General features: G+C 69.1%; 19 protein-coding genes. 7 read left to right on the forward strand and 12 right to left on the reverse strand.

All coding sequences use genetic code 11. The features are described from left to right. Positions 1 to 104: 104 nt before the first annotated feature. From V6Z91_RS21780 to V6Z91_RS21790, 3 genes are read right to left on the reverse strand one after another with little or no spacing between them, the layout of a single operon-like run. Entirely contained in the window at positions 105 to 2,558 is a 2,454-nt protein-coding gene (locus V6Z91_RS21780) for a hypothetical protein (protein WP_338761085.1), read from the reverse strand. Then, the gene (locus V6Z91_RS21785; protein WP_338761087.1) at positions 2,555 to 3,406 is read right to left on the reverse strand and encodes a hypothetical protein; all 852 of its coding nucleotides are present in this window, start codon (positions 3,404 to 3,406) and stop codon (positions 2,555 to 2,557) included. Before V6Z91_RS21785 ends, V6Z91_RS21780 begins: the two co-directional genes overlap by 4 nt. Further along, positions 3,403 to 4,443 (reverse strand): hypothetical protein, encoded by a 1,041-nt coding sequence (locus V6Z91_RS21790; RefSeq protein WP_338761089.1) that lies wholly within the window; start codon positions 4,441 to 4,443, stop codon positions 3,403 to 3,405. The genes V6Z91_RS21785 and V6Z91_RS21790 overlap by 4 nt, the downstream gene beginning before the upstream one ends. Positions 4,444 to 4,612: 169 nt before the next feature. Between V6Z91_RS21790 and V6Z91_RS21795 the strand changes: the two genes are divergently transcribed. The 4 genes from V6Z91_RS21795 to V6Z91_RS21810 all read left to right on the forward strand — a co-directional run bounded on the left by V6Z91_RS21795 (position 4,613) and on the right by V6Z91_RS21810 (position 11,767). After that, positions 4,613 to 7,348 (forward strand): Tat pathway signal sequence domain protein, encoded by a 2,736-nt coding sequence (locus V6Z91_RS21795; protein ID WP_338761092.1) that lies wholly within the window; start codon positions 4,613 to 4,615, stop codon positions 7,346 to 7,348. A 30-nt stretch (positions 7,349 to 7,378) separates the two neighbouring features. After that, the gene (locus tag V6Z91_RS21800) at positions 7,379 to 9,232 is read left to right on the forward strand and encodes a glycoside hydrolase family 2 TIM barrel-domain containing protein (RefSeq protein ID WP_338761094.1); all 1,854 of its coding nucleotides are present in this window, start codon (positions 7,379 to 7,381) and stop codon (positions 9,230 to 9,232) included. 175 nt (positions 9,233 to 9,407) lie between these two features. After that, complete coding sequence (locus V6Z91_RS21805) at positions 9,408 to 10,664, forward strand: hemolysin family protein (protein ID WP_338772000.1); 1,257 nt, start codon at positions 9,408 to 9,410, stop codon at positions 10,662 to 10,664. Between the two features lie 365 nt (positions 10,665 to 11,029). Next, a complete protein-coding gene (locus tag V6Z91_RS21810; protein WP_338761096.1) occupies positions 11,030 to 11,767 on the forward strand; it encodes an MHFG family PEP-CTERM protein in 738 nt (245 codons plus the stop codon). A 98-nt stretch (positions 11,768 to 11,865) separates the two neighbouring features. Here the strand turns inward: V6Z91_RS21810 and V6Z91_RS21815 are convergent, their stop codons facing one another. From V6Z91_RS21815 to V6Z91_RS21825, 3 genes are all read right to left on the reverse strand, one after another. After that, entirely contained in the window at positions 11,866 to 12,981 is a 1,116-nt protein-coding gene (locus V6Z91_RS21815) for a HAMP domain-containing sensor histidine kinase (protein ID WP_338761099.1), read from the reverse strand. Between the two features lie 67 nt (positions 12,982 to 13,048). After that, positions 13,049 to 13,555, reverse strand: a complete 507-nt coding sequence (locus V6Z91_RS21820) for a hypothetical protein (RefSeq protein WP_338761101.1) — start codon at positions 13,553 to 13,555, stop codon at positions 13,049 to 13,051. 71 nt (positions 13,556 to 13,626) lie between these two features. Further along, a complete protein-coding gene (locus V6Z91_RS21825; RefSeq protein WP_338761103.1) occupies positions 13,627 to 15,129 on the reverse strand; it encodes a CHAD domain-containing protein in 1,503 nt (500 codons plus the stop codon). Positions 15,130 to 15,293: 164 nt separating this feature from the next. On the opposite strand from V6Z91_RS21825, the gene V6Z91_RS21830 reads away from it, so the two are divergent. Continuing rightward, positions 15,294 to 17,978 (forward strand): EAL domain-containing protein, encoded by a 2,685-nt coding sequence (locus tag V6Z91_RS21830; RefSeq protein WP_338761105.1) that lies wholly within the window; start codon positions 15,294 to 15,296, stop codon positions 17,976 to 17,978. 336 nt (positions 17,979 to 18,314) lie between these two features. Here V6Z91_RS21830 and V6Z91_RS21835 read toward each other — a convergent pair whose 3' ends face one another. Beyond that, positions 18,315 to 18,623 (reverse strand): hypothetical protein, encoded by a 309-nt coding sequence (locus V6Z91_RS21835; protein ID WP_338761108.1) that lies wholly within the window; start codon positions 18,621 to 18,623, stop codon positions 18,315 to 18,317. 197 nt (positions 18,624 to 18,820) lie between these two features. On the opposite strand from V6Z91_RS21835, the gene V6Z91_RS21840 reads away from it, so the two are divergent. Beyond that, entirely contained in the window at positions 18,821 to 19,243 is a 423-nt protein-coding gene (locus tag V6Z91_RS21840; RefSeq protein ID WP_338761111.1) for a DUF2382 domain-containing protein, read from the forward strand. Between the two features lie 34 nt (positions 19,244 to 19,277). After that, on the forward strand, positions 19,278 to 20,459 hold the full coding sequence (locus V6Z91_RS21845; protein WP_338761114.1) for a YsnF/AvaK domain-containing protein: 1,182 nt from the start codon (positions 19,278 to 19,280) through the stop codon (positions 20,457 to 20,459). Positions 20,460 to 20,520: 61 nt separating this feature from the next. On the opposite strand, the gene V6Z91_RS21850 is transcribed toward V6Z91_RS21845, so the two are convergent. From V6Z91_RS21850 to V6Z91_RS21870, 5 genes are all read right to left on the reverse strand, one after another. Further along, positions 20,521 to 23,346 carry a response regulator gene (locus V6Z91_RS21850; RefSeq protein WP_338761117.1) on the reverse strand — a complete coding sequence of 942 codons (2,826 nt, stop codon included), beginning with the start codon at positions 23,344 to 23,346 and terminating at the stop codon, positions 20,521 to 20,523. A 5-nt stretch (positions 23,347 to 23,351) separates the two neighbouring features. After that, positions 23,352 to 24,509 carry an acyl-CoA dehydrogenase family protein gene (locus V6Z91_RS21855; protein ID WP_338761119.1) on the reverse strand — a complete coding sequence of 386 codons (1,158 nt, stop codon included), beginning with the start codon at positions 24,507 to 24,509 and terminating at the stop codon, positions 23,352 to 23,354. A 191-nt stretch (positions 24,510 to 24,700) separates the two neighbouring features. After that, positions 24,701 to 24,982 carry a hypothetical protein gene (locus V6Z91_RS21860; RefSeq protein ID WP_338761121.1) on the reverse strand — a complete coding sequence of 94 codons (282 nt, stop codon included), beginning with the start codon at positions 24,980 to 24,982 and terminating at the stop codon, positions 24,701 to 24,703. A gap of 249 nt (positions 24,983 to 25,231) precedes the next feature. Next, complete coding sequence (locus tag V6Z91_RS21865) at positions 25,232 to 25,576, reverse strand: hypothetical protein (RefSeq protein WP_338761124.1); 345 nt, start codon at positions 25,574 to 25,576, stop codon at positions 25,232 to 25,234. A 70-nt stretch (positions 25,577 to 25,646) separates the two neighbouring features. Then, complete coding sequence (locus tag V6Z91_RS21870) at positions 25,647 to 25,838, reverse strand: hypothetical protein (RefSeq protein WP_338761127.1); 192 nt, start codon at positions 25,836 to 25,838, stop codon at positions 25,647 to 25,649. Positions 25,839 to 25,908: the final 70 nt, after the last annotated feature.

Genomic DNA, 25,908 nt, shown 5'->3' on the forward strand with positions numbered 1-25,908 from the left:
CTACCCGATGTATGACAGGGAGCGGACGGCAGTCATTAAGCGGCCGAGCAGTATCGATGATTTTTTATCCTGGCGGCGTTAATTCCCGACAGTGAGCTTCGCGATTATCTCGCCCGATACCGGCATACCGCCTCCAGGAACCTGAACCGCCGGTCATCGAACGACCCGAGGTGCCCCGTGCCAGCCTCGGCCCCGATCGGTTCCGAGCGCTGCGTCGCCCACACGGCATTGGCCGCATCCGCCACGCAGGCGATCAGGACGGAGGGGCGGGGCAGGTCGCCCGACTCGTCGCCGTCCAGGTAGCGATACTGCCCCGAGAGCTCCTCGGCGGCCGCGGCGAAGTCGCCTTCCAGGGCGGCGATCGACGGGTCTTCCTCCAGCGTGACGAACACATCGATGGCGCCATCGTCCTTCAATGTCACGCCAAACTTGCACAGCAGGGCCAGCTGCACGACATTGACGAGCACCTGCTGCCGGACGAATTCGTGCAGGTAGGGCCATAGCTCGGCGCGGTCCGGCGCGGCGTTCAGCGAAGCCATCAATGCCTTTCCGCGCAAGAACGCCACGCGGCATTGCTGCCGGGTGCGTACGTGGGGCGCGGGCGCTACCTTGCCGGACGAACCGAACGCCGCCACGAAGCACACGTGCGACGCGACCGAGAATAGTTCGCCTTCGAGGCGCACTGCGGTGGCGGGTGGCACCGCCGCGGCCGTCTCGCCGCCGGCGAGGCTCTGCGCTTCCTGCCTCCACTCGTCCAGACCCTGCCGGGCCCCCTGCAATTCCTCGGCCGTCAGCGCGCGCAGCTTCATCACATGCGCGCGCAGGTACAGCGCTTCGAGGCGCTTGGCCGAACGTGCGGGGCCGGGCGCTTCCTGCTCCGCGATCGAGAGGGCGAGTTCCGCGCAGCCCTGCGCGCTGCGCAGCAGCCGGTGCGCCAGCGCCCACAGCGCGTAGCACAGGAATTCGGTGTAGTGGGACGGGTCCTCGTTCGTGACGGCGAGGATGGTGCCGGCGCCCATTGGGCTTTCCTCCACCTGGCCGAAGGCGCTCCGGTGCACGAAGCGATACAGGTCCTGGGCCAGGCGGCGCGCCTTGGGGTAGCCATCCAGCAGCAGCGGCGGCAGGTTGCGCTGCACCACGCCGGCCTGGTCGGCCTTCTTGAAACCCAGCAGCGTGACGGAGCGGGCGAACGCCTGCCAGGCCTTCACGGAAAGCCGCTGCATGAAGCCTTCCAGCGCTTCCAGGCCGAGACCCTGCTGCTGCAGCTCGGCGATCGCGGCGCTCACGCCGTCCGCCCGGCTGTGCTCGCCGAACAATTGCCTGCCTTGCCACGAATCGATCAGCCGCGCGTGCTCGCCGCGCACGCGCCCCAGCGTCTCGCCGATCTTGTTGTAGTCGCCTTCGCGGATCGCCTGGGCCAACGACAGGCGCATGGCGTCGAGGAAGTTGATCAGCGAGGAAGCGCTGACGCCGGAAGCGCCCGGCGGCGCCAGCGCGCTGTCCGTGCCCGACGATTGCACGTATTCGTCCATCAGCCGGTGCCCCAGCAGCGAAAGGGGGCTGAATACCACCCGGTCCAGGTCCGCCAGGCCGAGGTCCTTGATCGCGCGCGGCAGCAGCTGGGAGCCGGTGATCAGCAGCAGGCGGCCCACGCGCCGCGGGCCCTGGGCCGTCTCCAGGTAATAGGCGTCGCGGTCGAGCTGCTCGTTCAGCCACGCCAGGTGGGCGAGCACCACGGCGTCGCCCTGCATCGTCAGCTTGCGGGCCGGCGTGTGGATCGTGTCCAGCTGCGTCATGCGCTGCAGCAGGCGGGCGGCGAGCCGGCTGACCGGGGCGATGTATTTGCCGTCGGCGGTGACCGGCGAGGGCAGGGCCGATGGCGAGCCGTCCCCGTTTTGCAGGGCCAGCCGGTCCAGGTGCTTGACGCGGTCGGCGGCGGCCAGCAAGTCGAAGCGGAACAGCTTGCCGATGGCGCCGTCGCCGCGCAGGCTGGCGTGGATGTCGTTCAACAGCGCATTGATGTCGGCCGCCGCAGCCGGGGCGGCCGCCGTGCCGTGCTCGACGATCTGGGCCGCGTCGTGCAGGCGCTCGCGGCTCACCAGGGTGACTTCGCTGGCCGAGCGCTTCAATTGCAGCGTGATCGTTTCCCAGTCGCGCAGCTTGCGCATCGCTTCCTCGCCGGCATCGGTAAGGATTTTTTGCAGCTCGATCGCATGGTCGCCGATCAGGAGCGGCGCGCAGTCCGGCTGCAACTGGAAGAAGATCAGGTTGCCCAGGAATTCCACGAGCTTCGACTCGAGTAACTGCAGCTCCCGGTCCTCCAGGTGGCGCGCCTCGCCGTCGTAGCGCAGCAGGGCGCCGTAGTGGTGCAGCTTGTCCGGCGCCATGAACATGTACACCACGTCGGAATCGACGGCATACAGGTTCAGCCGGCCGTCCGTCGCGCCCTCGGCCACGGAACTGTGCCAGATGTCGTGCATGTCGCCGATCAGTTCCTTCAGGCGGTGCTCGGCGCCATGGACACGCTGCTGCACGTCGGCGGGGTTGGCGGGGCTCATTGCCGCGCTCCCGCCGCGAAGACATGGCTCCACGCGGCCGGGAAGCCGACCGGCAGGGCGGGCGCGCTGTGCACCGGTAGTTCGTCGTCGGGCGTGGCCGCGTCGCCGGGGCCGAAGATCATGTCGTAGGTGGCCCGGACGTCGGCCGCCGTCGCACGGTCCAGTACCGGTATGTCCTCCGCGAGCCGCTTGACCAGTTGTGCGATCCGCTCGTGCTGCACCCCCGTGTGCGCCAGCGGGTACAGGGCGAGTACGAACTGGTGGCGCAGGGCGCGCACGTCGTCGGGCGTGAAGATCGCGGCATGGCCGTCGCGGAACAGCAGGTCCCAGGCATCGCACAGCGGTTCAGCCGCGTTGAAGGGCCGCACGGCCTGCACCAGGCGCAGCAGGTCGTGCAGCGCGGCCAGGAATTCGTCCGGCGCGTGCATGTGGTCGGTCGAGCGCTGTACCAGCAGCTTCAGCGCCAGCGCGATGCCGTTTTCCAGGCACACGCCGAGGCAGACGTGGCCTGTGCCGGGCCCGCCCGGATCGGGCGAGGGCCGGTAATTCGGGTCGGGCACCGCATCGAGTTCGCGGCACAGGCGGGCGATCGAGTCGATGTGATCGAGGTCCTCGCGCGCCGTGCCGACCAGGTGCGCCACCGGCGCGAAGGCCATGGGGCGGCGCACCTCGAATTGCCAGCCCAGGATCGCCTTGCCGATCCATTGCGCCATGGTCGCTTCCAGCCGGCGCTCGTAGTGGCTGCGCCAGTCCCAGCCCGTCACGGCCCGGTCGCCGGGGAAGTGCTCGGGATCGGTCCAGCGTGCGCACAGCAGCAGCACGTCGTGGGGCAGGCAGCGGTGGTTCATGACAGGGCCTCGGTCAGTTGGCGCACGATGCGCTCGATGGGCTCGGGCGTCATGCGCTTCAGGAAATAGTCGTGGTCGGTTTCCGGCACGCTTTGCACCGCGCCGAGGTAATGGGCGGTCACGGCGTCCAGCGGCACCGTGAACGGTTCCATCACCATCTCGGGCACGCCGTCCAGGCAGGCCTTGCGGCGCGCGGCCAGCACGGCCAGGTTGACGGTACGGCCCCAGTCGGCGCTGCACACGGGCCCGTCGTATGCCATGCGGAAGCGCGGGCCGCCATTGCATGCGCCATGCGGGCGGCGCCGCACCAGCCGGGTGCCCGCGGTCCAGGCGGCCAGGTCCAGGTCGAGCCGGATCAGGTGGTGGCCGGGCACGAGGTGGGACAGGCCGATCATGTCGCGGTAAAAGTCCGGCAGCGCCTTCTTCATGTGCCGCTGCCGGCGCATCAACTCGGCCCGCGGCGCCAGCCACACGCAATGGCCGCCGAAGCGCACCTTGCCGCTGTCGACGTCTTCCTTCCAGCGGCCGCTGTCCACATAGTCGCGTACGGCGTGAACGTGCTCCGGCGCGATCTCCGTGCTGCCGGTGCCGTCGAGTTCGACGGGCATCGGCACGGAGAGGCGCGGTCCCGTGGGGCGGCGGTCCAGTACCGACGTGTAGAAGCGGCCGTAGGTGGTGACGCGGGACAGTACGTTCCAGGCCGCGCCGGCATCACGTCGCAGCCGCGGTTCGGCCGAGTGCCGCCACAGGCCGCGGCTGACACAGCGCCCGCCAAGGTCGTCGACGAGCTCGTCCGGCGTGGCTCCCTCGCCGGGCGCGCCGGTGAGCGCCGCCGCCAGTTCGCGGCACACTTCGCGCAACGGGGCGGCATCGAAGCCGCTGTCGAGCGTGTCCTTCAAGTTCACGAGGAAAATGCGGCCGCGGCCGCTTTTGGCGAGCCGGTCGAGCAGGTGGGCCACCGTCGTCATCGTCGTCTCCTTCCCGGTGCCGTTCTGGCCGACGGCATCACGGCCATTGTGCGCCGATGCGGCTGGCAAGCAAAGAGCCGCGAGGTACCGGCTGTGCCGATCCAGCCACACGGCGCGGCCGGGCCCGGCAATCAATGCACTGAGCATTTTGCGCGGCTTATGGACAGTGCCGAATCACGCCGGGTACCATCGCCGGCACTAATATATCAGTGGCCGCGAGCCGCTCGACAGGAGACCCATGACCAACGCATCCCCGCCGCGCAGGCGCTTCCTTCAATCGGCCGCTGCCGCCTCGCTGCTTGCCACCTTGCCGGGGTGGTCCGCCGGCGCCACGGCGAACACGGGCGGCAAGGCCGCGCCCGTCGCGCGCACCGCGCTGCGCTGGCTCGACGGCAAGGCGCCGTCCCGCTTCGATGGCGCTACCCTGGGCGTGCCCTGGCCGCGCGGCACCCTGGCTGCCGGCAACCGGCTCGACTTCACGCTCGGCGCAGATGGGCCGGCAGTGCAGTCCTGGCCGCTGGCCTATTGGCCGGACGGCTCGCTGAAATGGACGGCGCACGCAATCGCCGGCGGCACGCCCGCGGATGGCTGGGAATTGGGGCGCGGCGCATCGTCCCGCGGCGGCGTCGCGGTGCGGCAGGGGGCGGGGCAGGTCGTGATCACGGCGGGCGACATCGCGTGGACCGTGCCGACGTCGGGCGAACACCTGGTCGCCACGGTGACGCGCGCGGGCCGCCTGGCCATGCAGAACATGAAGCTCGTGGCGCTGCGCCAGGATGGACCGCAGCCGGAGGGGGCCGGCAGCGTGGCGCGGCAACCGTTCACCAGCAAGGTCACGCGGGTGGCGGTCGAGCAGTCCGGCCCGGTGCGGGCGGTACTGAAACTGGACGGCCTGCACACGGGTGGCGGGCGCGACTGGCTCCCGTTCTCCGTGCGCCTGTATTTTTATGCAGGGTCGGACAGCGTGCGCATCGTCCACTCATTCATTTATGACGGCGTGCCCGACCAGGATTTCATCGCCGGCCTGGGCGTGACGGCGCAGGTGCCGATGCCTGATCCGACGTACGACCGGCACATCCGGTTCGCGGGGGAAGGCGTGGGCATCTGGGGCGAGGCCGTGCGCCCGGTGACCGGCTTGCGGCGCGATCCCGGCGAGGCCTTCAGGCTGGCGCAGGTGGCTGGTCAGGCCTTGCCGCCGCTGGCCGGTATGGCCAAGCCCGTGCGCGACGGCCTGCAGTGGATTCCCGAGTGGAGCGACTTTTCGCTGGCGCAGCTGGCGCCCGACGGTTTTACGTTGAAGAAGCGCACACGCAGCGGGCGGGCGTGGATCGATGCGAACGCCGGCACGCGCGCCAGGGGGCTCGTGTATGCCGGGGGAGCCTCCGGCGGCGTGGCGCTGGGCCTGAAGGACTTCTGGCAGCGCGCGCCCGTGCAGCTCGACGTGCGCAATGCCGCCACGCCGCTGGCGGACGTGACGGCGTGGCTGTGGTCACCTTCCGCGCCGGCCATGGACATGCGTTCCTACCGGGGCGAGGATGGCATGGATACCCACGACAAGCAGATCGCCGGCTTGAACATTACGTACGAGGACTACGAGCCGGGGTGGGATGCGGCAACGGGCGTGGCGCGCACCTCGGAGCTGCAGCTGTGGATCACGGCCGGCACGCCGTCGCACGAGGCGCTGTCGGCGATGGCCGAACAGGTGGCCTATCCGGCGCGGCTGGTGCTGGCGCCGGAGCGCATCCACGCCTGCGGCGTGTTCGGCGACTGGGACCCGGTCGACACGGCGAGCCCCGCCCGCCTGCTGATCGAGGATCGACTGACTGCGCAGCTGGACCAATACCTGCGCGAGGCCGAACAGCACCGGTGGTACGGCTTCTGGCATTACGGCGACGTGATGCATGCCTACGACGCCGACCGGCACATGTGGCGCTACGATATCGGCGGCTATGCGTGGGACAACTCCGAACTGTCGACCGACCTGTGGCTGTGGTACAGCTACCTGCGCACGGGCCGGGCCGACCTGTTCCGCTTCGCCGAGGCGATGACACGGCACACGGGCGAAGTGGATGTATACCACCTGGGGCGCTTCAAGGGCTTCGGCACGCGGCATGGCGTGCAGCACTGGTCCGACTCGTCGAAGCAGCCACGCATCTCGAATGCCGCCTACCGGCGCATCTATTACTACCTGACGGCCGACGAGCGCGTGGGCGATCTGATGCGCGAGCTGCTCGATTCCGACCGGGACCTGGACAAGGTGGACATTTCGCGCAAGCTGCCGAAGCAGGAAGGGGCGCCGCGCGGCGAATTCGTGAACGTCTCGTTCGGTACCGTGTGGGGTTCGCTGGTGGCGGCCTGGCTGGCCGAATGGGAACGGACCGGCGACACGCGGTGGCGCGACAAGATCGTGAACGGCATGCGCAGCATCGCGGCGCTGAAGTGGCAATGGTTCGCCGGCGGTGCACCCTATGACCACCGCACCGGCAGTTTCGTCGGGCCAGGCGGCGAGCCGGCGTTCTCCAACCTGAACGGCGTGTTCGGCGTGGTGGAGATGAACTCCGAGCTGCTGACGCTCGTCGACGAGCCGGCCTACCGCAAGGCGTGGATCGCTTACTGCCGCACCTATAACGCCCCGAAGGAAGAGATCGTGGCCCTGTTCGGGCGCGACCCGGGCGGGCGCGGCATGGGCGACACCAATTCGCGCATGACCGCCTATGCCGCCCGGCAGGAGCGCGACCGCGCGCTGGCGCTGCGGGCGTGGCGGGAATTCTTCCAGTCCGACTGGCTGAGGAACGGCCCCGCGCGCCCGCGGCGCATCGATGGCCCGGCCGTGCTGCGCCCCCTGGACGAGATGCCCGGCATCAGCACCAACGGCTCGGCGCAATGGGGCCTGGCCGCGATCCAGCACCTGGCGCTGGGCGGTGCCACCCTCGACGAAGCGGCGCGCGCTGCCGGGCTCCTTCCCCCTGCCTGATTCCTGCCTGACCTCCAAAGAGCGAAAACCATGAAGAGATTCCTGATCGCCGTACTGGCCGTGGCCAGCTGCACCGCCGCCGTGGCCGCGGAAACCCTGCGGCCCGCCTTCCTGCTGACCGGCGCGGCGTCGCGCGACAGCCAGGACCTGTCGGGCCAGTGGACGTATTCGAAGGACCTGTACCGCACCGGCCTCACCGATATCAACGGCTGGGTGGCCAAGTCGCGCATGCAGCGCCACCGCGACCTGGACGTGGCGGCCGAGGAAGCGCGCGCCAGCACCGATTTCTACGAGTTCGACATGGACCGGGGGCCGCGGATCGCGATACCCGGCGCATGGAACGCCGCCACGCCGTCGCTGCGCTACTACGACGGCCTGATCTGGTTCCAGCGCAAGTTCAACGCGCGGCCGTTGAAGGGCGAGCGCGCATTCCTGCGGTTCGAGGCCGTCAACTACAAGGCCCATGTCTACCTGAACGGGAAGGAAATCGGCCGGCACGAGGGTGGCTTCACGCCGTTCGTGCTGGAAGTGACCGATGCGCTGCGCGGCGGCGAGAACCGGCTCACCGTCGGCGTCGATTCCACGCACGATGCGCAATCGATTCCCACCTTCATCACGGACTGGGACCTGTATGGCGGCATTACGCGGCCCGTGAAGCTGATCCGCACGCCGGCCACCTTCATCGATGACGCCACGCTGGCGTTGCAGGCCGACGGGCGCATTGCCGGCGAGGTGCGCCTGCAGGGCGCGCGGGCGGCCGGGCAGGAGGTCACCGTCGCCATCGGCGCCCTGGCGACCGCCAGCGCGAAGACCGATGCGAACGGGCGCGCCGTGTTCGACCTGCCGGCGCCGGCGGCGCTGCGGCGCTGGTCGCCGGACAGCCCCACGCTGTACGATGTGCGTTTCACGGCCGCCGGCGACACGGTGCGCGAGCGCATGGGCTTTCGCACCATCGCCGTCAAGGGGAACCAGATCCTCCTGAACGGCAAGCCGCTGTTCCTGCGCGGGATTTCGCTGCACGAGGAGGAATTCGGGCCGAACCCGGCGCGCAACATGACGGAGCAGGCGTCGCGCGCGCTGCTCACCGAGATCAAGCACGGCTTGCACGCCAACTACGTGCGCCTGTCGCATTATCCGCACGCGGAGACGACGGTGCGGCTGGCCGACGAGATGGGCCTCCTGGTTTGGAGCGAGATTCCTGTCTACTGGACGGTGGACTGGGGCAACCCGGCCGTGCTGAGGAAGGCGCTGGCGATGCAGGCCGAGACGATCTATCGCGACCGCAACCGCGCCGCCGTGGTGATGTGGAGCGTGGGGAACGAGACGCCGGTCTCGCCGGCCCGCACCGCGTTCCACGCCGCGATGGCCGACAATGTGCGGGCACTCGACCCCACGCGGCTGGTGAGCGCCGCGCTGCTCGTCGAACGGCACAGCGAGAACGGCGAGGACGTCACGGCGATCAAGGACCCGCTGGTCGACAAGCTCGACGTGCTGGCCGTGAACACGTACGCCGGCTGGTACGGCAACGACACGCTCGATGCGCTGCCGTCGCTGAAGTGGCGGGTGCCCGCCGACCGGCCGCTGATCCTGTCCGAATTCGGCGCCGACGCCCTGGCCGGCTACCGCAACGACGGCATGAAGAAATTCACCGAGGAGTACCAGGCCGAGTACTACCGCAAGACGCTGGCGATGGCCGAGCGGATCCCCACGCTGCGCGGCATGTCGCCGTGGATCCTGAAGGACTTCCAGTCGCCGCGGCGCGAGCACCCCGTGTTCCAGAACGGCTGGAACCGCAAGGGCCTCCTCTCCGAAACCGGCGCCCGCAAGCAAGCCTTCGGCGTGCTTGCGGACTACTACCGCGGCAAGGCCGGCAGCGCCCCATAACAGCCGAGCCCGTGTCACGGGGTCACGCACCATGACACGGGCTCGACAATAAAGTGTTGCTGCGCGGGCAATTGCCGGGGCGTGCTACGATGAGGACTTCTCGTTCGATGAAGGGTAGTGTGTGGAGTCGTTGCTGATACTGGTCGGCCTGATCGTGTTGAATGGTGTATTCGCGATGTCGGAAATCGCGCTCGTGACGGCGCGGCGGGCAAAGCTCGTGAAGCTGGCGGGCGAGGGCGACCATGCCGCCGGTGCGGCCCTGAAGCTGGGAGAGGACCCGACCCGCTTCCTGTCCACCATCCAGATCGGCATCACGTCGATCGGCATCCTGAACGGCATCGTCGGCGAGGCCGTGCTGGCCAAGCCGCTGGCATTGTGGCTGATCGGGCTCGGCGCGGACGGCGAAGCCGCCAGCATCATGGCGACGGCCGGTGTCGTCATCGTCATCACCTATGTGTCGATCGTGATCGGCGAACTGGTGCCGAAACGGCTCGGGCAGATCGCGCCGGAAGTCATCGCCCGCCTGGTGGCGCGGCCGATGCACAGCCTGGCGGTGCTGACGCGGCCCTTTGTCATGCTGCTGACCGGCTCCACCAAGGCCATCCTGCGCATCATGGGCGTGCGCGACACGGGGCAGTCCACCGTCACGCAGGAAGAAATCCATGCGATGCTGGAGGAGGGCTCGGAGAGTGGCGCGATCGAGCAGCACCAGCACGACCTGGTGCGCAACGTGTTCCGGCTCGACGACCGCAAGCTCGGTTCGCTGATGATCCCCCGTTCGGACATCGTCTTCCTCGACATCCGCCTGCCCATCGAAGACAACCTGGCCCGCCTGCTCGAGTCCGAGCACTCCCGCTTCCCGGTATGCGACGGCGGCCTGGCCAACGTGCTGGGCGTCGTGACGGCCAAGCAGGCGCTCGCCGTGGTGGCGAAAGGACAGGTGCCGGACCTTGCGGCGATCGCGCAGCCGGCCGTCTACGTGCCGGAAACCCTGACCGGCATGGGCCTGTTGGAGCAGTTCCGCGCCAGCGGCATGCAGATGGTGTTCGTGATCGACGAATACGGCGACATCGAGGGCATCGTCACCGTGCAGGACATGCTCGAGGCGCTCACCGGCGAATTCACGCCTCGCAACGTGGAGGAAGCGTGGGCCGTGCAGCAGCCGGACGGCGCCTGGCTGCTGGCCGGCACGATCCCCATCCACGAGCTGAAGGACCGGCTCACGCTGAAGGTCGTGCCGGAGGAGGAAAAGGGCCACTACCACACGATCAGCGGCATGATCATGCTGCTGCTGGGGCGCCTGCCCGCGGCCGGCGACGTGGTCATGTGGGAAAACTGGCGCTTCGTCGTCGCCGGCATGGACGACAAGCGCATCGACAAGGTCCATGCGTCGCCCGTGATCAACGAAGAACCCACGCCGGCGGACGAGTAGCCGCTGCCGGACCGCCGCGGCGCGCATCCATGTCGCCAGCGGGCTCGGGAGCACGCAGCGCGAGCTTCCCGGCCGCGACAGGCTACGACGGCGCGGGCCTGCACGCCGCCCCCTGGCAGTTCCCCGGCGCCAGCCATCCTGGCCAGCAGGCGGCCGCGCGTGGCCGGCGAATATCGGTATAGCGGGAAACGGCTTCCGTGGCGCTGCCCCGGTACGGGTCATTCGCTTGCGATGATCGATATCACCAAAAAGCAACACGGCTCCGGTGATCGCTAGCATGATGCATCCAGGAATTCAATTGCAGTATTGTAAGTAGATTGTCACTGCCTTATACTGTATTACCAATATTCAACTATCATGCCGTTATGTCCACACTTGTTGCCGGCGCCGTCGTTGCCACTGCCATGATGTCGAGCTGTTCCTGGAACAGTCCTGGCCGTAATCCCTACCGCGGCAGCGTCAGGGAGGCAGTGTCGCGCTACATCGACATTCCGGCACCGGTGCGGGCGCAGCTGATCGCCAAGATCGAACGCGGCCAGCCGGACGACAGGGCGGCCATCACCCGCGACAGCATCGTCGGCAAATATGACTATGCCTCCGAGATCACCGACGTGCACTTCGGCCAGCGTACGATATGCGCATCGGTCAACCGTGACGAATGGCCTGAGACGGCGCGCGAACCGGCCGCCGTGTATTGCGTCGAGGATCAGTGCCTGATCGTTCCGCAAACCTCCGGCAATATCAGCCGGGTGCGGCGGACCGATGGCAGCGGCGCGACGGCGGACCAGCCGCCGGTTGCGGGGCAGGCGACGCTGGCGCCCCCGGCCCGGCCCGGAGAGGTCCGCTCCGCATCGGCGGACGACGTGGCCATGGCCGACGCGGTGGCCCAGGCCGTCGACATGCCGGGAAGCGGCCCGTCGGCGTCTTTCACGTCGCCGTTCGGCGCGGCCAGCCGCGCCCCCGACCTGGCCGACCGCACTCCCGGCGCCGGCACGGAGCTGACGCAGCCTTCTCCCGTGCCGGAGCCGGCCATGATCGGCTTGCTGGCGGCGGGCCTTGCGGTGGTGTTCTTCGCGGTACGGCGCCGCGGCCGCGGGAACTGACCCGCGCCGGCCGGTTGCGCCGCATCTCCCCATCCGGACGATCGCGCCCAAGCCCGTTCGCGCGGTGGCCCGGCGCCGGGCTGTCGAACGCCGCCGGCTTATCCGCCCGTGAACGGCCGGCAATCAATCGGGACGTCGATGAGGAAAGTGGTACCCGCCACGCTCGAGCTGTCGACGACGATCGAGCCACCGTGGCTCTCCGCCACGCTTTTGACGAAGGACAGGCCGATGCCGTAGCCTTCGGCGGGCACCACGTTTTCCCGGTGCAGGTAGGCGAAGATGTGCTCGAAGCGGTCGGCGGCGATCGGGTTGCCGGTATTGTGCACCGAGAGCGTGAGGCGGCCATGCGTGGTCGCCGAGCGGATCGTGACCTGGCTGCCGTCGCCGTACTTGACGGCGTTGCGCACGAGGTTTTCCAGCGCGCGCTGCAATTGCGCGAAATCCCACCAGCCTTCCACCGGCTCTCCCTCGATGGCAATCTCCACCTGCTGCGCCGAGAATTCCTCGCACACGGTGCGCATCAGCAGGCGGATGTCGAAGGCGGAAGGTTCTAGGGGCACCCGGTCGACGCCCGTGACGGTCAACGCGTCGAGCAGCTGGGCGATCATGTGGCCCAGGCGCTGGCCGTTTTCGAGGATACGGCGGCCCGTGCGCCGCGCCGCCGTCACGTCGGTGGCGAGCCCGATCAGTTCCGCGCCGGAGACGATGGTGGCCAGCGGCGACAGCATGTCGTGCGACAGCGTGGCGGCCAGCTTGCGGCGCAGGTCCTCGTGGATGGCGGAAAATTCCCGGATCGCCTCGCGCTGGGCCGTGTCGATCGCCGCTTCGATCCGGGCGCGCTGGGCCGCGTCGAGCGCGATGCCGTCCACCGCCGCCATTTCATAGATGGCGGCGCGGAACAGCTGGTATTCGTGGATCACCTGTTCCGGCCCGTAGGGTGTCAGCCGGGCGCGCTCGCCGCCGTGCTGGCTGGCCGCATTGTTGTGTTCAGTCGCCAGCGCACGCGGGTAGCCCGGCGTCAGGGTCTTGGCCAGGTTGTCGTAGAACGCCGGCAGCGTGTCGGCCAGCAGCGGTTCGGGCAAGTGCCGCGCGCCCCGCACCTCGCGGCGCGCCATGACCATCCAGTGCGCCATCACATCGTCGCGCAGCGCGAGCAAGCGCCGGGTGATGTCGGCCGGCGGCGGGTCGGGTCCCTTGTTCGGTGCAAGCGTCATGATCGGCCCATTCTAGGCCCGCCCGCGCCGTCGTCCGTGCACCGGCCCACATACGGGCCACATGGGTTCACGCCGCGCGGACCGGCGCGAGCCGCCGCGCCGCCAGGCCGTCGCGGATGGCCCAGCCGAGGGCGGGCACGGCCAGCGCGGTCAGCCCCCAGCTCCACCAGCCGGGCTCGACCGGTACGAGCGCCGTCGGCAGCGCCTGCCACGCGAGCAGCGTGTCGCCCAGCAGCACGACGATCGCGCCCAGATTCATGAACAGGAACAGATGGATGACCCGCTCGGTGGCGGGCAGTTCGCGGATCGCCCCTTCGACGGCCACGTCGCAGGCCGAAATCAGCACTTCGCCCAGCAGCAGCGCGCCGATGATCCACGCGAAGGCACCATGCCAGGCGAACCACGCCAGCCCCACGAACAGCACCGCGAACACGAGCTCGCGCAGGCTGTGCAGCCATTCCTCGCTGGCTGCGCCGGGGCGGTGCGGCAGGCGCACCAGCAACTCGTGGTTGAGCAGCACGTCGACGGCGGCCAGCAGGCCGTGCAGCAGGAGGGCGGCGATGTATGGGGGCATGGCACAACGTGAGGCCCGAAGGCGGGAACCCATTGTGCCATGCCCGGTGCGGCGGCCGCGCCGCCGAGCGCCTACACCATCCTGAGGCGCGCGATGTCCTTCAGGGCGCCGCCCAGGTGATGGCTTTCCGCCACCGAGATGGCCTTCACATAGCCGCGCGCGTAGCGGATCTCGTCCGCCGGGCCGCGCTTTTCCAGCTCGTCCAGCAGGTGGCCGGCCACGGCCAGGTCGTTGAGCAGGCCCAGCTTGTCCTGCAGGGCGGACAGCGCGCGGATATAGCGTTTCGCGGTCTTCTCCGGCAGCAGGTCGTGGAAGAACTCGGCCGCGTAGCGCGCCTTCTTGGCGGCGATCCGCACGCGGTGGCGCGCGCCCGCGTCATCTTCATCGAGCGTTTCGATGCGCTTGCGCAGCCGCCGCTGCGCCTTCTGGAGCAACGGCTCCATCGCATCGCCGGCGCGCTGGCGCAGCGGCGAATCCTTGGGCAGCGCGCCTTCCTGGCGCCATTGGCGGCCGTGGAGCCAGCCGTTCAGTTGCAGGATCAGCTGCGTGTAGCGGGGCTGGGTGAGCGTGGGCAGGAGCGCGCGGTGCAGCTCCTGGGCGCGCTGCTCGGCCGTGGCGCGCAGGGCGCCCAGATCCGCGCCCTCGATATGGGCGATCGTGGAACCGGCCAGCACGTCCCAGTCGCGCGCGGCGCCAAGTGCGCCGGCCAGCCATTCCAGGCTGTCGCGTACCATTTCAGGCAGCGGCGCCAGGTCCTCGAACATGTCCAGCAGGGCACGCAGCCGGCGCAAGCCCACGCGCATCTGGTGCAGGCTTTCCACGCTGCCCGTCAGCACGCCGGGCACATTGGCTTCCAGCTGCTGCAGGCAGTTCAGGCCCATGCACTGGAATGCGTCCTCCAGGCGCATCTTTCGCGCCAGGCGCACGGGCATGGCCTTCACGGGGGCGGGCGGTTCGCCATCGAGCAGCGCGTAGCCGCGTGCCGCCTTGCTGTCGCCGGCGATCTGCAGCGGGATATCCTTGTGCAGCGACAGCGCCAGCTCGAACAGCGGCGTGGGGTCGCCGCGCTTCAATTCCAGTTCCAGTTCGCCGATCGGCGCGTTCCGGCCGCCCGCATGCAGGTCACCCGCATCGAGCACGGCTTCGACCTGCTGGCCGTCCGGCAGCAGGATGTTCCACTGCGTGCGGCGCGTGGTGTTGTTGAACACCGGGCGCAGGTTGTTGACGATATCCGGCGCGCGCAGCAGTTCGGCAAGGCGTTTCGACTTGATCTGCCGCGCCAGCGCGCCCGGCTCGGGATCGGGGCCGGGCAGGGCGGATTCCCACTCGCCGCGCTGGTGCAGGCCGGCCGAACCGCCGGCGGCGGTCTTCACCGTCTGGATCCACGTGCCGCCGTCGGCGCGCACGCGCAGCGTCAGGCCGTTGTGCCACAGGTCCAGCCCGGGCGTGTCGTAATAGGTGTCGAGCAGCTCGTGCTCCTCGGGCGTGGCGACGGCCAGGTCGGCCAGCAGCGCGTGTTCGCGCAGGCGGGCGAGATCGGCCTGGGCCACCTTCAGCTTCAGTTCAGTTTCCATTCGCATCTCCAATAAAGCGCCGGCACGCGGCCGGCATGGACTGTCGGTATCTCGTGCTTTGTACTATACAAGCTAGCGAACTCAGCCGCCGCCCGGTTCCGAGCGGAAAGAAAATCGGTCCCGGTCACGGTGCTGTCATATGGAACGATTACCATGCGCAACCTATGTTCTTCGCACGCTCACTCGCGCGGTTTGCCCCGCATTCCTGGCTGCCGGCGCTCTGGCCGATCGTGGCGGTACTGGCGATCGCCGTCTACTGGCTGGTCATGAGCGCGCAGATCCGCGAAGACCGCCGCCTGGGCGAACGCGACGCGTTGCGCGAGGTGCGTTCCTATGCCGAGGCCTACGAACAGTACCTCACGCGCTCGATGGCGCAGATGGAGCAGGTGGCCGTGCAGCTCAAGCACGCGTGGGAGCAGTCCGGCGGCACGCTCGAACTGCAGACGCTGCGCCAGGACGGCATGTTCATCGATGCCGCCTTCCTCGAGGTCGCCATCGTCGACGGCGACGGCAAGGTGGTGTCATCGATTCCGCGGCGAGGGCGCTTCACGCCGCTGCGCCACGATCCAGCGCTAGCGTACCACCGGCAAAACAATTCCAGCGCGCTGCTGATCGGCGCCGTGCCGCCCGGCGCCGCCGCGCCGCAGCAGCAGGTGCGGCTGACGCTGCGCCTGGAAACCCCGGATAACGACTTTGCCGGCATCGTCTCGATCGTGATCGACGCCGCCTACCTGACGGCATTCCACAACGAACGGGTGCTTGGCCAGGATGGCCTGGTGGCGATGGTGGCGGACGATCTGACAGTGCGGCTGGAAGGGATGGCGGCCCAGCGGCGCGGCGCGCTGCTGCGCGATGCCCCGGTCGTGGCTGACGGTGACGGCGGCACGCGGCTGCCAGGCACGCACTTCACGGACGGCGCGCCGCGTCTCCTCGCCTGGCACCGCTCCAATGTGTATCCCGTGGTGGCCGTGGCGGCGAAGACCCTGGTCGACGCGCTGGCCTCGGCCGAGGAAAGGGCCGGCGCCATGCGTGCCACCTGGGCCGCCGTCTCGGCCGGCCTGCTGCTGGCGTCGATGGCGCTGGCCGTGGCCACGCGGCGCCACCAGCGGCGGCGCGCCGGCGAGGAAGAGGTGCGGATCGCCTACCGCGCCGCCACCGAGAACGCCAAGGACGGCTTCTACATGGCGCAGGCCGTGCGCGACACCACGGGCGCCGTGGTCGACTTCGTGGTGGTCGATTGCAACGAGCGGGGCGCCTCGTTCTACGGCGGCGGGCGCGAGGACCTGGTGGGCCGGCGCATGTCGGCGATCGAGCGCGAGCACGGCGGCACGACGCTGGAGGCCTACCATACCGCAATGGCGGCCGGCATCTACGAGGACGAGCGCCAGATGCCGGCCGGCCGCCGCATGCAGATCACCTGGGGGCGCCGGCGCATCGTCCGGGTCGGCAACGGCCTGGCGATCACGCTGCAGGACATCAGCGAGCGCAAGGCCTACGAGAGCGAACTGCTGTACCTGGCCAACTACGACACGCTGACCGGCCTGCCCAGCCGGCCCTGGGTGACGCGCTTCGTGCCGCAGGCGATCGGCGAGGCGGCCCAGCGGGGCGGCACGCTGGCCCTGCTGCTGGTCGACCTGGACGGGTTCAAGCATGTCAACGAGACCCACGGCCACGGCGCCGGCGACGACCTGCTCAAGCAGGCGGCGCTGCGGCTGGGCGGGCTGCTGCGGCCGCAGGACATCGTCGCCCGCCTGGGCGGCGACGAATTCGTGGTGGTGATCGCACCCGGCGGCTCCGACGAGGAACTGGCCGCGATCGGCGGCCGTGTCGCGGCGGCGCTGTCGCGCCCCTACGACCTGGGCAACGCGCGCTACACCATCACCGCGTCGATCGGCATCAGCTGCTACCCGCGCGATGGCGAGGATGCCGCCACCCTGCTCAAGCATGGCGACATCGCGATGACGGCCGCCAAGCGCGAGCGGGGCGGGCGCTGGCGCTTCTTCGACCCCGAGCTGTTCATCGCCGCCACGGCGCGCGCTCAGTTGCGGCACAGCCTGCAGGGCGCGCTGGCGGAAGGGCAGTTCGAGCTGCATTACCAGCCGCGCGTCGACCTGGCCACCGGCCGGCTGTGCAGCATGGAGGCGCTGCTGCGTTGGCGCCACCCGGAGCTGGGCATGGTTCCGCCGGCGAAGTTCATCCCGATCGCCGAGGAGAGCGGCCTGATCGGCCCGATCGGCCGCTTCGTCATCGAGGAAGCGTGCCGGCAGCTGGCGCTGTGGCGCGCGGCCGGGCTGGCCGTGGTGCCGGTGTCGATCAACGTCTCGGCCCACCAGTTCGGGCAGGGCGGCGTGCACGCGCACCTGGCCATGCACCTGGCGCGCCACCACCTGCCCGGCACGATGCTGGAGATCGAGATCACCGAATCGGCCATGGTGGCCGAGGGCGTGGACGTGCAGGGCCAGCTGGCCGCCCTGCGCGAGCTGGGCGTGCGGCTGCATGTGGACGACTTCGGCACCGGTTATTCGTCGCTGGCCCAGCTGCAGCGGCTCAGGATGGACGTGCTGAAGATCGACCGCGCGTTTACGTCGGAACTGACGGTATCGCCGGAAGGACGGGTGCTGTTCCAGGCCATCGTGTCGATGGCCAAGGCGCTGGACATGGCCGTGGTGGCCGAGGGCGTGGAGAGAGCCGATCAGCTCGCCGCGCTGATCGCGCTCGGCTGCGACGAAGGCCAGGGATACCTGTTCGCCGCGCCACTGCCGCCGCGCCAGGCGGGCGGCGTGCTCGCGCGGCCGCAACTGATGTCGGTGCTGGCGCCACGCGCCCGGCATGCGCTAGAGGAAACCTGAGCGTCAAGCCGGCACCGGCCAGCACGCGGTCGATCACCGGCGCGGGCACGTTTTCGGCACTCAGGCAAGCCTTGGCGTCTTCGTCGCGCAGCATGTGCATGAAGACCGTGCCGATGTCGACCTTCTGCGCCGTCGATATGTCCTTGCGGAACTCTGGCATCTATTTCATGTTCTCCGGCTCGTGGATGACAGTGCGGCCGGTCAGGCATGGAGACATGCGTCCGCCGCGAGGTACGTAGACCAGCCGCTGCGCGGCCGCTTGCAAAAGAGCACGCTGACCGTACCCCGTCACGAGGACGGCGCACGGCACGCGGGGGCAATAGCCGGTGCTGGCTGTTAATGCATCTTGTCCTGGACGCCTGTCCGGCGCGGCCTGGCGAACGCCGGAGAGGCGCCGGTGGGCCGCTGGCGCCTGCGCTGGTCGCCGGCAAGCGTGCGCAGGGTTTCGAGCGGCAGGCCGGTCTTTTCCTGCATCTGGAGGTACATGGTGGCGGTGATGGGCACGCGGCCGGCGCGCAGGCCGGCGAGGATGCCCGTGGAAAGGCCCAGCGTCTTGGCCAGCTTCGTGTCCGAGTGGACCTGCAATTGCCCGCACAGCGCGGCAAGCAGCCGGTTGGGGTCGTAAGGATGGTTCAACTTGTTCATCTGGTACGGTGAAAGGCGAAAACATCGCGTGGCGCGCGGATGCGGCTTATGGCGGCACAGCTTGCCACGGCAAGGTAGAAGGATACTCGCATTCGGGCCTGCTGTGATCGCTTGTGGAGTGGAACCTGCAGCGCCAATTTAATGCGGCGAGGCAAGGGGGCGCCACCCCTCTGCCAAACGCCGTAGACTTTTTGTCCATGAACAAACCACCGGAAACCACCAGGGCCGCGGATGACACCGTGGCCGTCCCCGTCATCCGCGAGGAAGTCGAGGTCAGCAAGCGGGTCGTCGACACGGGCCGCGGGGTGCGCGTCACCCGCAACGTGAGCGAGCGCTCCGAGGAAGTGCGTGAACTGCTGTGGCACGAGGAACTCGACGTGCAGCGCGTTCCCGTCGATCGCGTGGTGGCGGAGGCACCGCCATCGCGCTACGAGGGGGATGTGCTGGTGGTTCCGGTGCTCGAAGAGATCCTGGTGATGGAGAAGCGCTACCGCATCAAGGAGGAGCTGCGCATCACCCGGATACGCAGGCAGCAGGAGTACCGGGAAACCGTTCCCCTGCGGGTCGAGGACGTGCAGGTCGAAGCGTTCGACGACGGCCCGCAGGATGGTGTCCCGTGACCAAACCATGAAAAACTGAAAAGGAGAAAGCACCATGAGCCATACGCTAGCAGCCGTTTTCGACAATCGCGCATCCGCCGAGCAGGCCCGCCAGGAGCTGATCAGCTCCGGCATCGGCGCCGATTCCATCCAGCTGAGCTCCACGAGCTCCTCCACGGCGGACGCCTCTGCCGCCGCCAGCACTGGCAGCACCAGCGCGTCCGGCACCGGCGAGCATTCGATGGGCGACAGCATCCGCAATTTCTTCTCGAACATGTTCGGCGACGATGACGACGACCGCCACGTCTACGGTGAAGCCGTCAACCGCGGCAACGTGGTGCTGACCGTGCAGACGCCGACCCAGGACGAAGTGGAGCGCGCGGCCGACATCATCGAACGTTTCGGTCCGCTCGATATCGATGAACAGCGCTCGCAGTGGGAAGCGGGCGGCTGGAGCGCGGCCACCGCGCGCGGCTTGGGCGCGTCGTCCGGCCTGTCCGCTTCCCAGCAAAGCGGCAGCCTGCTGGGTTCGTCGCAGTCCGGCACCACGGTATCGGGCACGCAGGGTGCACTGCTGTCGGGCTCGCAAGGCTACAGCGATGCCGGCTCGATGCAGCGCGCGACCACCGACGAGCAGGTGATCCCGGTGATGGAGGAGGAACTGAAGGTCGGCAAGCGCATGGTGCAGCGCGGCGGCGTGCGCATCTACCAGCGCCTGGTGGAAACGCCGGTGCAAGAAAGCGTGAGCCTGCGCGAGGAGCACGTGAACGTGGAACGCCGCCCGGTGGACCGCCCGATCGACCCGTCGCAGGTAGGCGCCTTCCAGGAAACCTCGTTCGAACTGCGCGAGAACGCCGAGGAAGCCGTGGTGCAGAAGACGGCCCGCGTGGTCGAGGAAGTGGTGGTGGGCAAGGAAGTCACGCAGCGCACCGACCAGATCTCCGACACCGTTCGCCACACCGAAGTCGAGGTGGAGCAGCTGGGCGGCATGGACGACGACGCGTACTTCCGCACCCACTGGACCAGCAATTTCGCCAGCGCGGGCGGCAGCTACGACGATTACGCGCCGGCCTACCGCTACGGGGCCTCGATGCGCCGCGATGCCAGCTACTCGGGCCGTTCGTGGGATGAATCCGAAGCGGGCCTGCGCAGCAGCTGGGAGACCCAGTACCCCCAGTCGGCGTGGGAAAAGATGAAGGCCGCCGTGCGCCACGGCTGGGAACGTATCACGCAGTAAGGCTTGACGCCGCGCCCGCTGCAAGCCTTGCAGTCGGGCCGGCGCCTTGGCGGGCGGCGCCTCAGGGGCCGTCCGCCAGCACTTCCTGCAGTTCGGCCATCGTGAAGGGCTTGCGGATGGCGGCGGTCGGGAATTCCACTTCCGGCCGCGTACCGCCGCTGGCGAACACGATGCGCAGGCGCGGGTAGTCGCGGTGCGCGCGGCGCGCCAGTTCGATGCCCGACATGCCCGGCAGGCTGACATCGGTCAGCAGCACGTCCACCTCGCCAAGCCTTCCTACCGCTTCTTCGGCCGACCCCGCCCCTTCGGCGTGACAGCCAAGCATCCCGATCATTTCGCACAGCAGTTCCCGGCCGTCGTCATTGTCTTCGACGACCAGCACCCTGCGCTGCGGCGGCGCTGGCGGCGTCACGTCCGGCCGCCGGTCCAGCACGTGCCGCACGCGCAACGCGAGCTGCTGCCGGCTGTAGGGCTTGCTGAGCAGTTCCACGCCGGGATCGAGCCGGCCGGCATGCACGATGGCGTTCTGGGTATAGCCCGAGGTGAACAGCACACCGATGCCGGGCAGCAGCGCCGAGGCCAGGCGCGCCAGTTCCGGGCTGCGCAGGTTGCTGGGCATGATCACGTCGGTAAACAGCAGGTCGATGCGGGCGCCGCTTTGCAGCACGGCGAGCGCCGCCTCCGGGTGCGGCGCCTGCAGCACCGTGTAACCCAGTTCGCCCAGCTGGGCCGTGACGACGGCACGCACGTCGGCATCGTCCTCCACCACCAGGATCGTCTCGCTGCCGCCGCGCACGGCATCGTCGTGGTGCACCGGCTGGACGAGCGGCGCCTGCAGCGTGCGCGGCAGGAACAGCTTCACGGCGGTGCCCTTGCCGGGTTCGCTGTAGATCTTCAGGTGCCCGCCGCTCTGCTTCATGAAGCCATAGGCCATCGACAGGCCGAGGCCGGTGCCTTCGCCTTCCGGCTTCGTGGTGAAGAACGGTTCCACGGCGCGCGCCAGCACTTCCGGCGACATGCCCGAACCGGTGTCGGACACGGCGAGCATCACGTACTGGCCGGGCGCCAGGTCTTCCTGCCGCGCCGCGTAGTCGCGATCGAGTTCCACGTTGGAGAGCTCGATCGTCAGCCGGCCCGTGCCGCCCATCGCGTCGCGCGCATTGATCGCCAGGTTCAGCAGCACGTTCTCCATCTGCGTGCGGTCGACCAGCGTGGCCCACAGGGGATTCTCCACCACGGTGTCGATGACGACCGCCTCGCCGAGCGCGCGGCGCAGCAGCTCGTCGAGCCCCCGCACGACCACGGCCAGGTCGACCGGCTCCGGGCGCAGCGGCTGGCGGCGCGCGAAGGCCAGCAGCTGCGTCGTGAGCTTGGTGCCGCGGTCGACGGCGAGCATCGCGCTGTCCAGCCGTTTCGCCGGCCCTTCGGCGTTGCCCACTTCCTGTGCCAGCAATTCCAGGTTGGCGCGCAGGATCTGCAGGATATTGTTGAAATCGTGCGCGACGCCGCCCGTGAGCTTGCCCACCGCCTCCAGCTTTTGCGCGTGCAGCAGCGCGGCCTGGGCGTTTTGCAGCTCGCCCGTGCGTTCCGCCACGAGGCGCTCCAGTTCGTTCTGGTGGGCCATCAGCTGGTCGCGCATGCGCTTTTGCTCGGTCACGTCGTTGCCCTGGCAAAAAATGCCCCAGACCCGGCCATCCTTGCCCGTCAGCGGCTGGTAGACGAAATCGAGGAAGCGCTCGACCAGCTCGCCGCCCGGGCGCACGCGCACCCGCACCGGCACGTCGTGCCCGATCCGCGGCTCGCCCGTGCGGTACACCTCGTCGCGCATGCGCAGGAACGGCTGGTCGCGCAATTCGGGAAAGGCTTCGTGCATCGGGCGGTCGAGCAGGGCGCGGCTACCGAAGGTGGACAGGTAGGCGCGGTTGGCCAGCTCGAACACGTGATCGGGCCCGCGCGTGACGGCGAGGAAGCCCGGCGCCCGGTCGAACAGCGTCGCAAGGTGCCGATAGCGGCTGTTCGCCACCGACAACGCGGCGATGCTGCGCGAGCGTTCCTGGGCCAGTTCGCGGTGCCGCGCCGACACGTCGCGCAGCAGCAGCATGGCGCCGGCATAGCCGCCGTGGTCGTCGGTGATGGCGGACAGGGCCACTTCCAGCACGTCGAGCCTGCTGCCGCCCATCCCGTGGACCTCGATCACCCCATGGTCGGAACCGGCGCGCAGGCTGGCCAGCGCCCCCTCGAGATCTTCGTTCCAGAACGGCAGCTGCTGCGCCGGCAGGCCGCGCGCCTCGCGGGCATCCAGGCCAAGCAGCCGGGTTGCCGCCTCGTTCCAGTACAGCACGCGGTTGCCGCCGTCGAGGCCCGCGATGGCCTCGGCCGATTTTTCCAGGAAGCGGGCGAGGTAGCGTTCGGCGGTCGCCAGGCGCTGGAAGCTCCCCGTGACGGCCGCGGCCGGTGCCAGCGCGGCATTGGCACGCTGCAGCGTGGCGCGCAACTGCCGGCTGCGGACCTCGGACTGCACGGCCTTGACGATCTCGCCGGCCAGCGTGGCGCCATCGTCCTCGACCAGCGTCACATGGGGGCCGAGCATGGGCGAATAACTGAGCTGGCGCTGCACGTCGGGCAGGCGTTCCGGCGGGCAGGCGAGCAATACCGGGCCGGCCCAGGACCTGCGCAGCGAACGGATCATGGGCAGCGGCTCCGTTCCGTTCCCGGCGCCGGCCACCACGCACACCGTGGGCGGATCGCCGCGCTGCACGGCGGCGGACAGGGCGGCCACCGCGCCGCCGGGCGCGACGTGCGTCAACGCGATGCCCGTGCGTTCCAGCGTGGTGGCGAGGTCCGGCGCGGGCTCGTCGCCCACCAGCAGCGCACTGGCCGTTTGCATCGCCCTCATAGCAGGGGGATGCCGAGCAGGGCCCGGCCGGCCCAGATGTGCAGCAGGTCGGTGGTGGGGGACATCACGTGGCTGGCGCGGGCATCGCGCAGCATCTGCGCGACGCGGCTGTTGTCGCGGTACGCGGAGCCGCCGCAGATCGTCATGGCGTCGCCGGCCAGCGCGATCGCCGTCTCGCCCGCATCGGCCTTGCTGGCCAGGATGAAGGGCAGGGCTTCCGGGTCGCCGGCATCGCCCCGCGCCGCGGCCTCGAACACGAGCGCGCGGGTCTTCTGGTACGAGATCCACATCTTGGCGTAGCGCGTCTGCAGCGTTTCGACGTCGCGCAGCGCGGTGCCGGAGTGCGCGTAGCGGCGGTTGCGCAGGTGCGCGCCCGCCGCGTCCAGCGCCGACTGCGCCACGCCCAGGTAGGTGCCGGCCATCGCCATCAGGAAGTAGGGGGCCACCACCTCGAACACGTACCATACCTGGTCGCCCTCGGCGCCCAGCAGGTTGGCGGCCGGCACGTGCACGTTGTCGAGCTTGAGCGCGCGCGAGGAGTTGCCGCGCATGCCGAAGCCCTGCCATTCGCCCTGCCATTGCAGGCCGGGGGTGGCGCCGTCCACCACGAGGCAACTGAAATCGCCGTCCGCGGCACCGGCGTCGCTGGCCAGCGTCGAGACGACATACGAGTCGGCATGGCCGCCGTTCGTGACAAACTGCTTGGTGCCGTCGACCACATACTGGTCGCCCAGCCGGGCCAGCCGGGTTTCCGGCAGGTAGAAGTGCGCGCCCGAGCCCGCTTCCGACAGGGCCAGCGTCGTAATGTGGCGCCCGGCCGCGATGGGCCGCAGGTAGCGCTGCTGCTGGTCCTCGGTGGCCTTGGCCGCGATCACGGCCGTCCCCACGCAGTGCATGCCGAAGCACAGCGATGACGACGGGCAGGCGCGGGCGATCTCGGCGCTCACCGCGGCCAGCGCCAGCAAGCCTTGGCCGTGGCCGCCCAGCCGCGCCGGCACCTGCAGGCCCAGCAGCCCCGCCTCGGCGAAGGCGGCCATCGACGCGGCCGGCCAGCGGCATTGCGCATCGACGTCGGCCGCATGGGGCGCGACGTCGGTTTCGACGATTTGACGGGTCTGGCTGACGAGTTGTTCGAGTTCGTTCGGGAAGATCATGGATGCTCGCGGGTGGGGACGGGGCCAGTATAGGCCACGGCTGGCCCGGAGCCGCGCACGGGCGCCCGGGTGTTACCGGAAGTACGGGCTCAACATACCCGCGCATGACGGCACGGCGCGGTGCAGCCCCGTACAATCCCGCCGCTTGTCAACCAATAGTCAACAACTCTTGGCGTGCCGGCCTGACGGAGCTACTGCCGCGGCAGCACGAGCACGGAAGTGAAGTGCCAACCGCCCGCATCCTCTTCCGGCGGCACGGGCATGCCTTCGAACAGCTGTTCGAGCATGGCGCGGTCTTCGGCGCGGGCCGTATCGCCGACGAGGTCGCACCAGCAGCGCAGCACGCCGTAGGCCATTGCCCAGCGCGGCTCGGCCTGCTGGCCCTGCGCGGCGCGCGCTTCCGTGGCGATCGCGGTAATTGTGCGCAGCGCGCTCGCCGTCACGGCGTCGTAATCCCAGTTCTCGGCCGGCATGGCTCCCTTTCGTTTGTTTGTCGTCGGAAAGAGCTTAGCCGATCAGGCAAGAGGCGGGCGCGCGCGTGACGCCGGGCAGCCGGCACGACGTGCCGGCGCGCGGCCATCCCGTCCAGCCCTGGGGCCAGACAGCGTGCAAGGGATTTTCAGCGTCCGGTGGGCGGCACGTGGTGAGTGGACCACCCTTGTCCGGGTTCGGGCAGGAGGCCGCCGGGCGACGGTGACGCGGCGTGCCGGTGGCGGCGACGGTTACTCGTCGAATTCTTCCGCCAGGTTCTTCCAGCCACGGCTCTTGGCGAAAGCGGCGAATTCCTCCGGCGCTTCCAGCACGATCAGGCGGCTTTCCTGCAAGCCGGGATCGGAAAGGCCGAAGTCGGGGCCCTTATAGCCGAGCGCACGCAGGCGGTCGACGATCTGCCGCAGCACGGTGGCATCCTTGTGCCCGCCCTCATGGGGCTTGGCGAAGTCGACATAGACATCGATGATGCCGTAGCCTTCGTCGAAGATGCGGATGGCCTTCACGTCGTGCTTGCGGCCGCTGCTGTCCGTCACCTGGAACGGGCCGGACAGTTCAATATCGGAATCGGTAGTCATGGCCGCAGCATAACACCGATGCTGGCAGGCGAGCGCGAAGAAGAGGCGGTGGAATGCCGCCGGCCCGGCGTCAATCGCGCCTGCGGACTGTTCGCAGCTGCCCGGCCAGGACGCGGCCGATCACGGCATCGCCGATGCCGTGCAGCCGCAGCAGCGATTCGGCCCGGTCCTTGCCGAGCTTGCCGGATATCTTGATCGCCGCTTCCACGTAAGCGGCTCCGACGGCATCGCGCCGCCGGCATGCCAGTGCTGTTAATCCCATGTCTCCTCCTGTTATGGCGTCAGATTAAACCGTACCAATATTTCAGGAGAAGATTCGACACCTTGTTTGA

It is taken from the genome of Massilia sp. METH4 (assembly GCF_037094685.1).
Classification (GTDB): Bacteria; Pseudomonadota; Gammaproteobacteria; order Burkholderiales; family Burkholderiaceae_D; genus Rugamonas.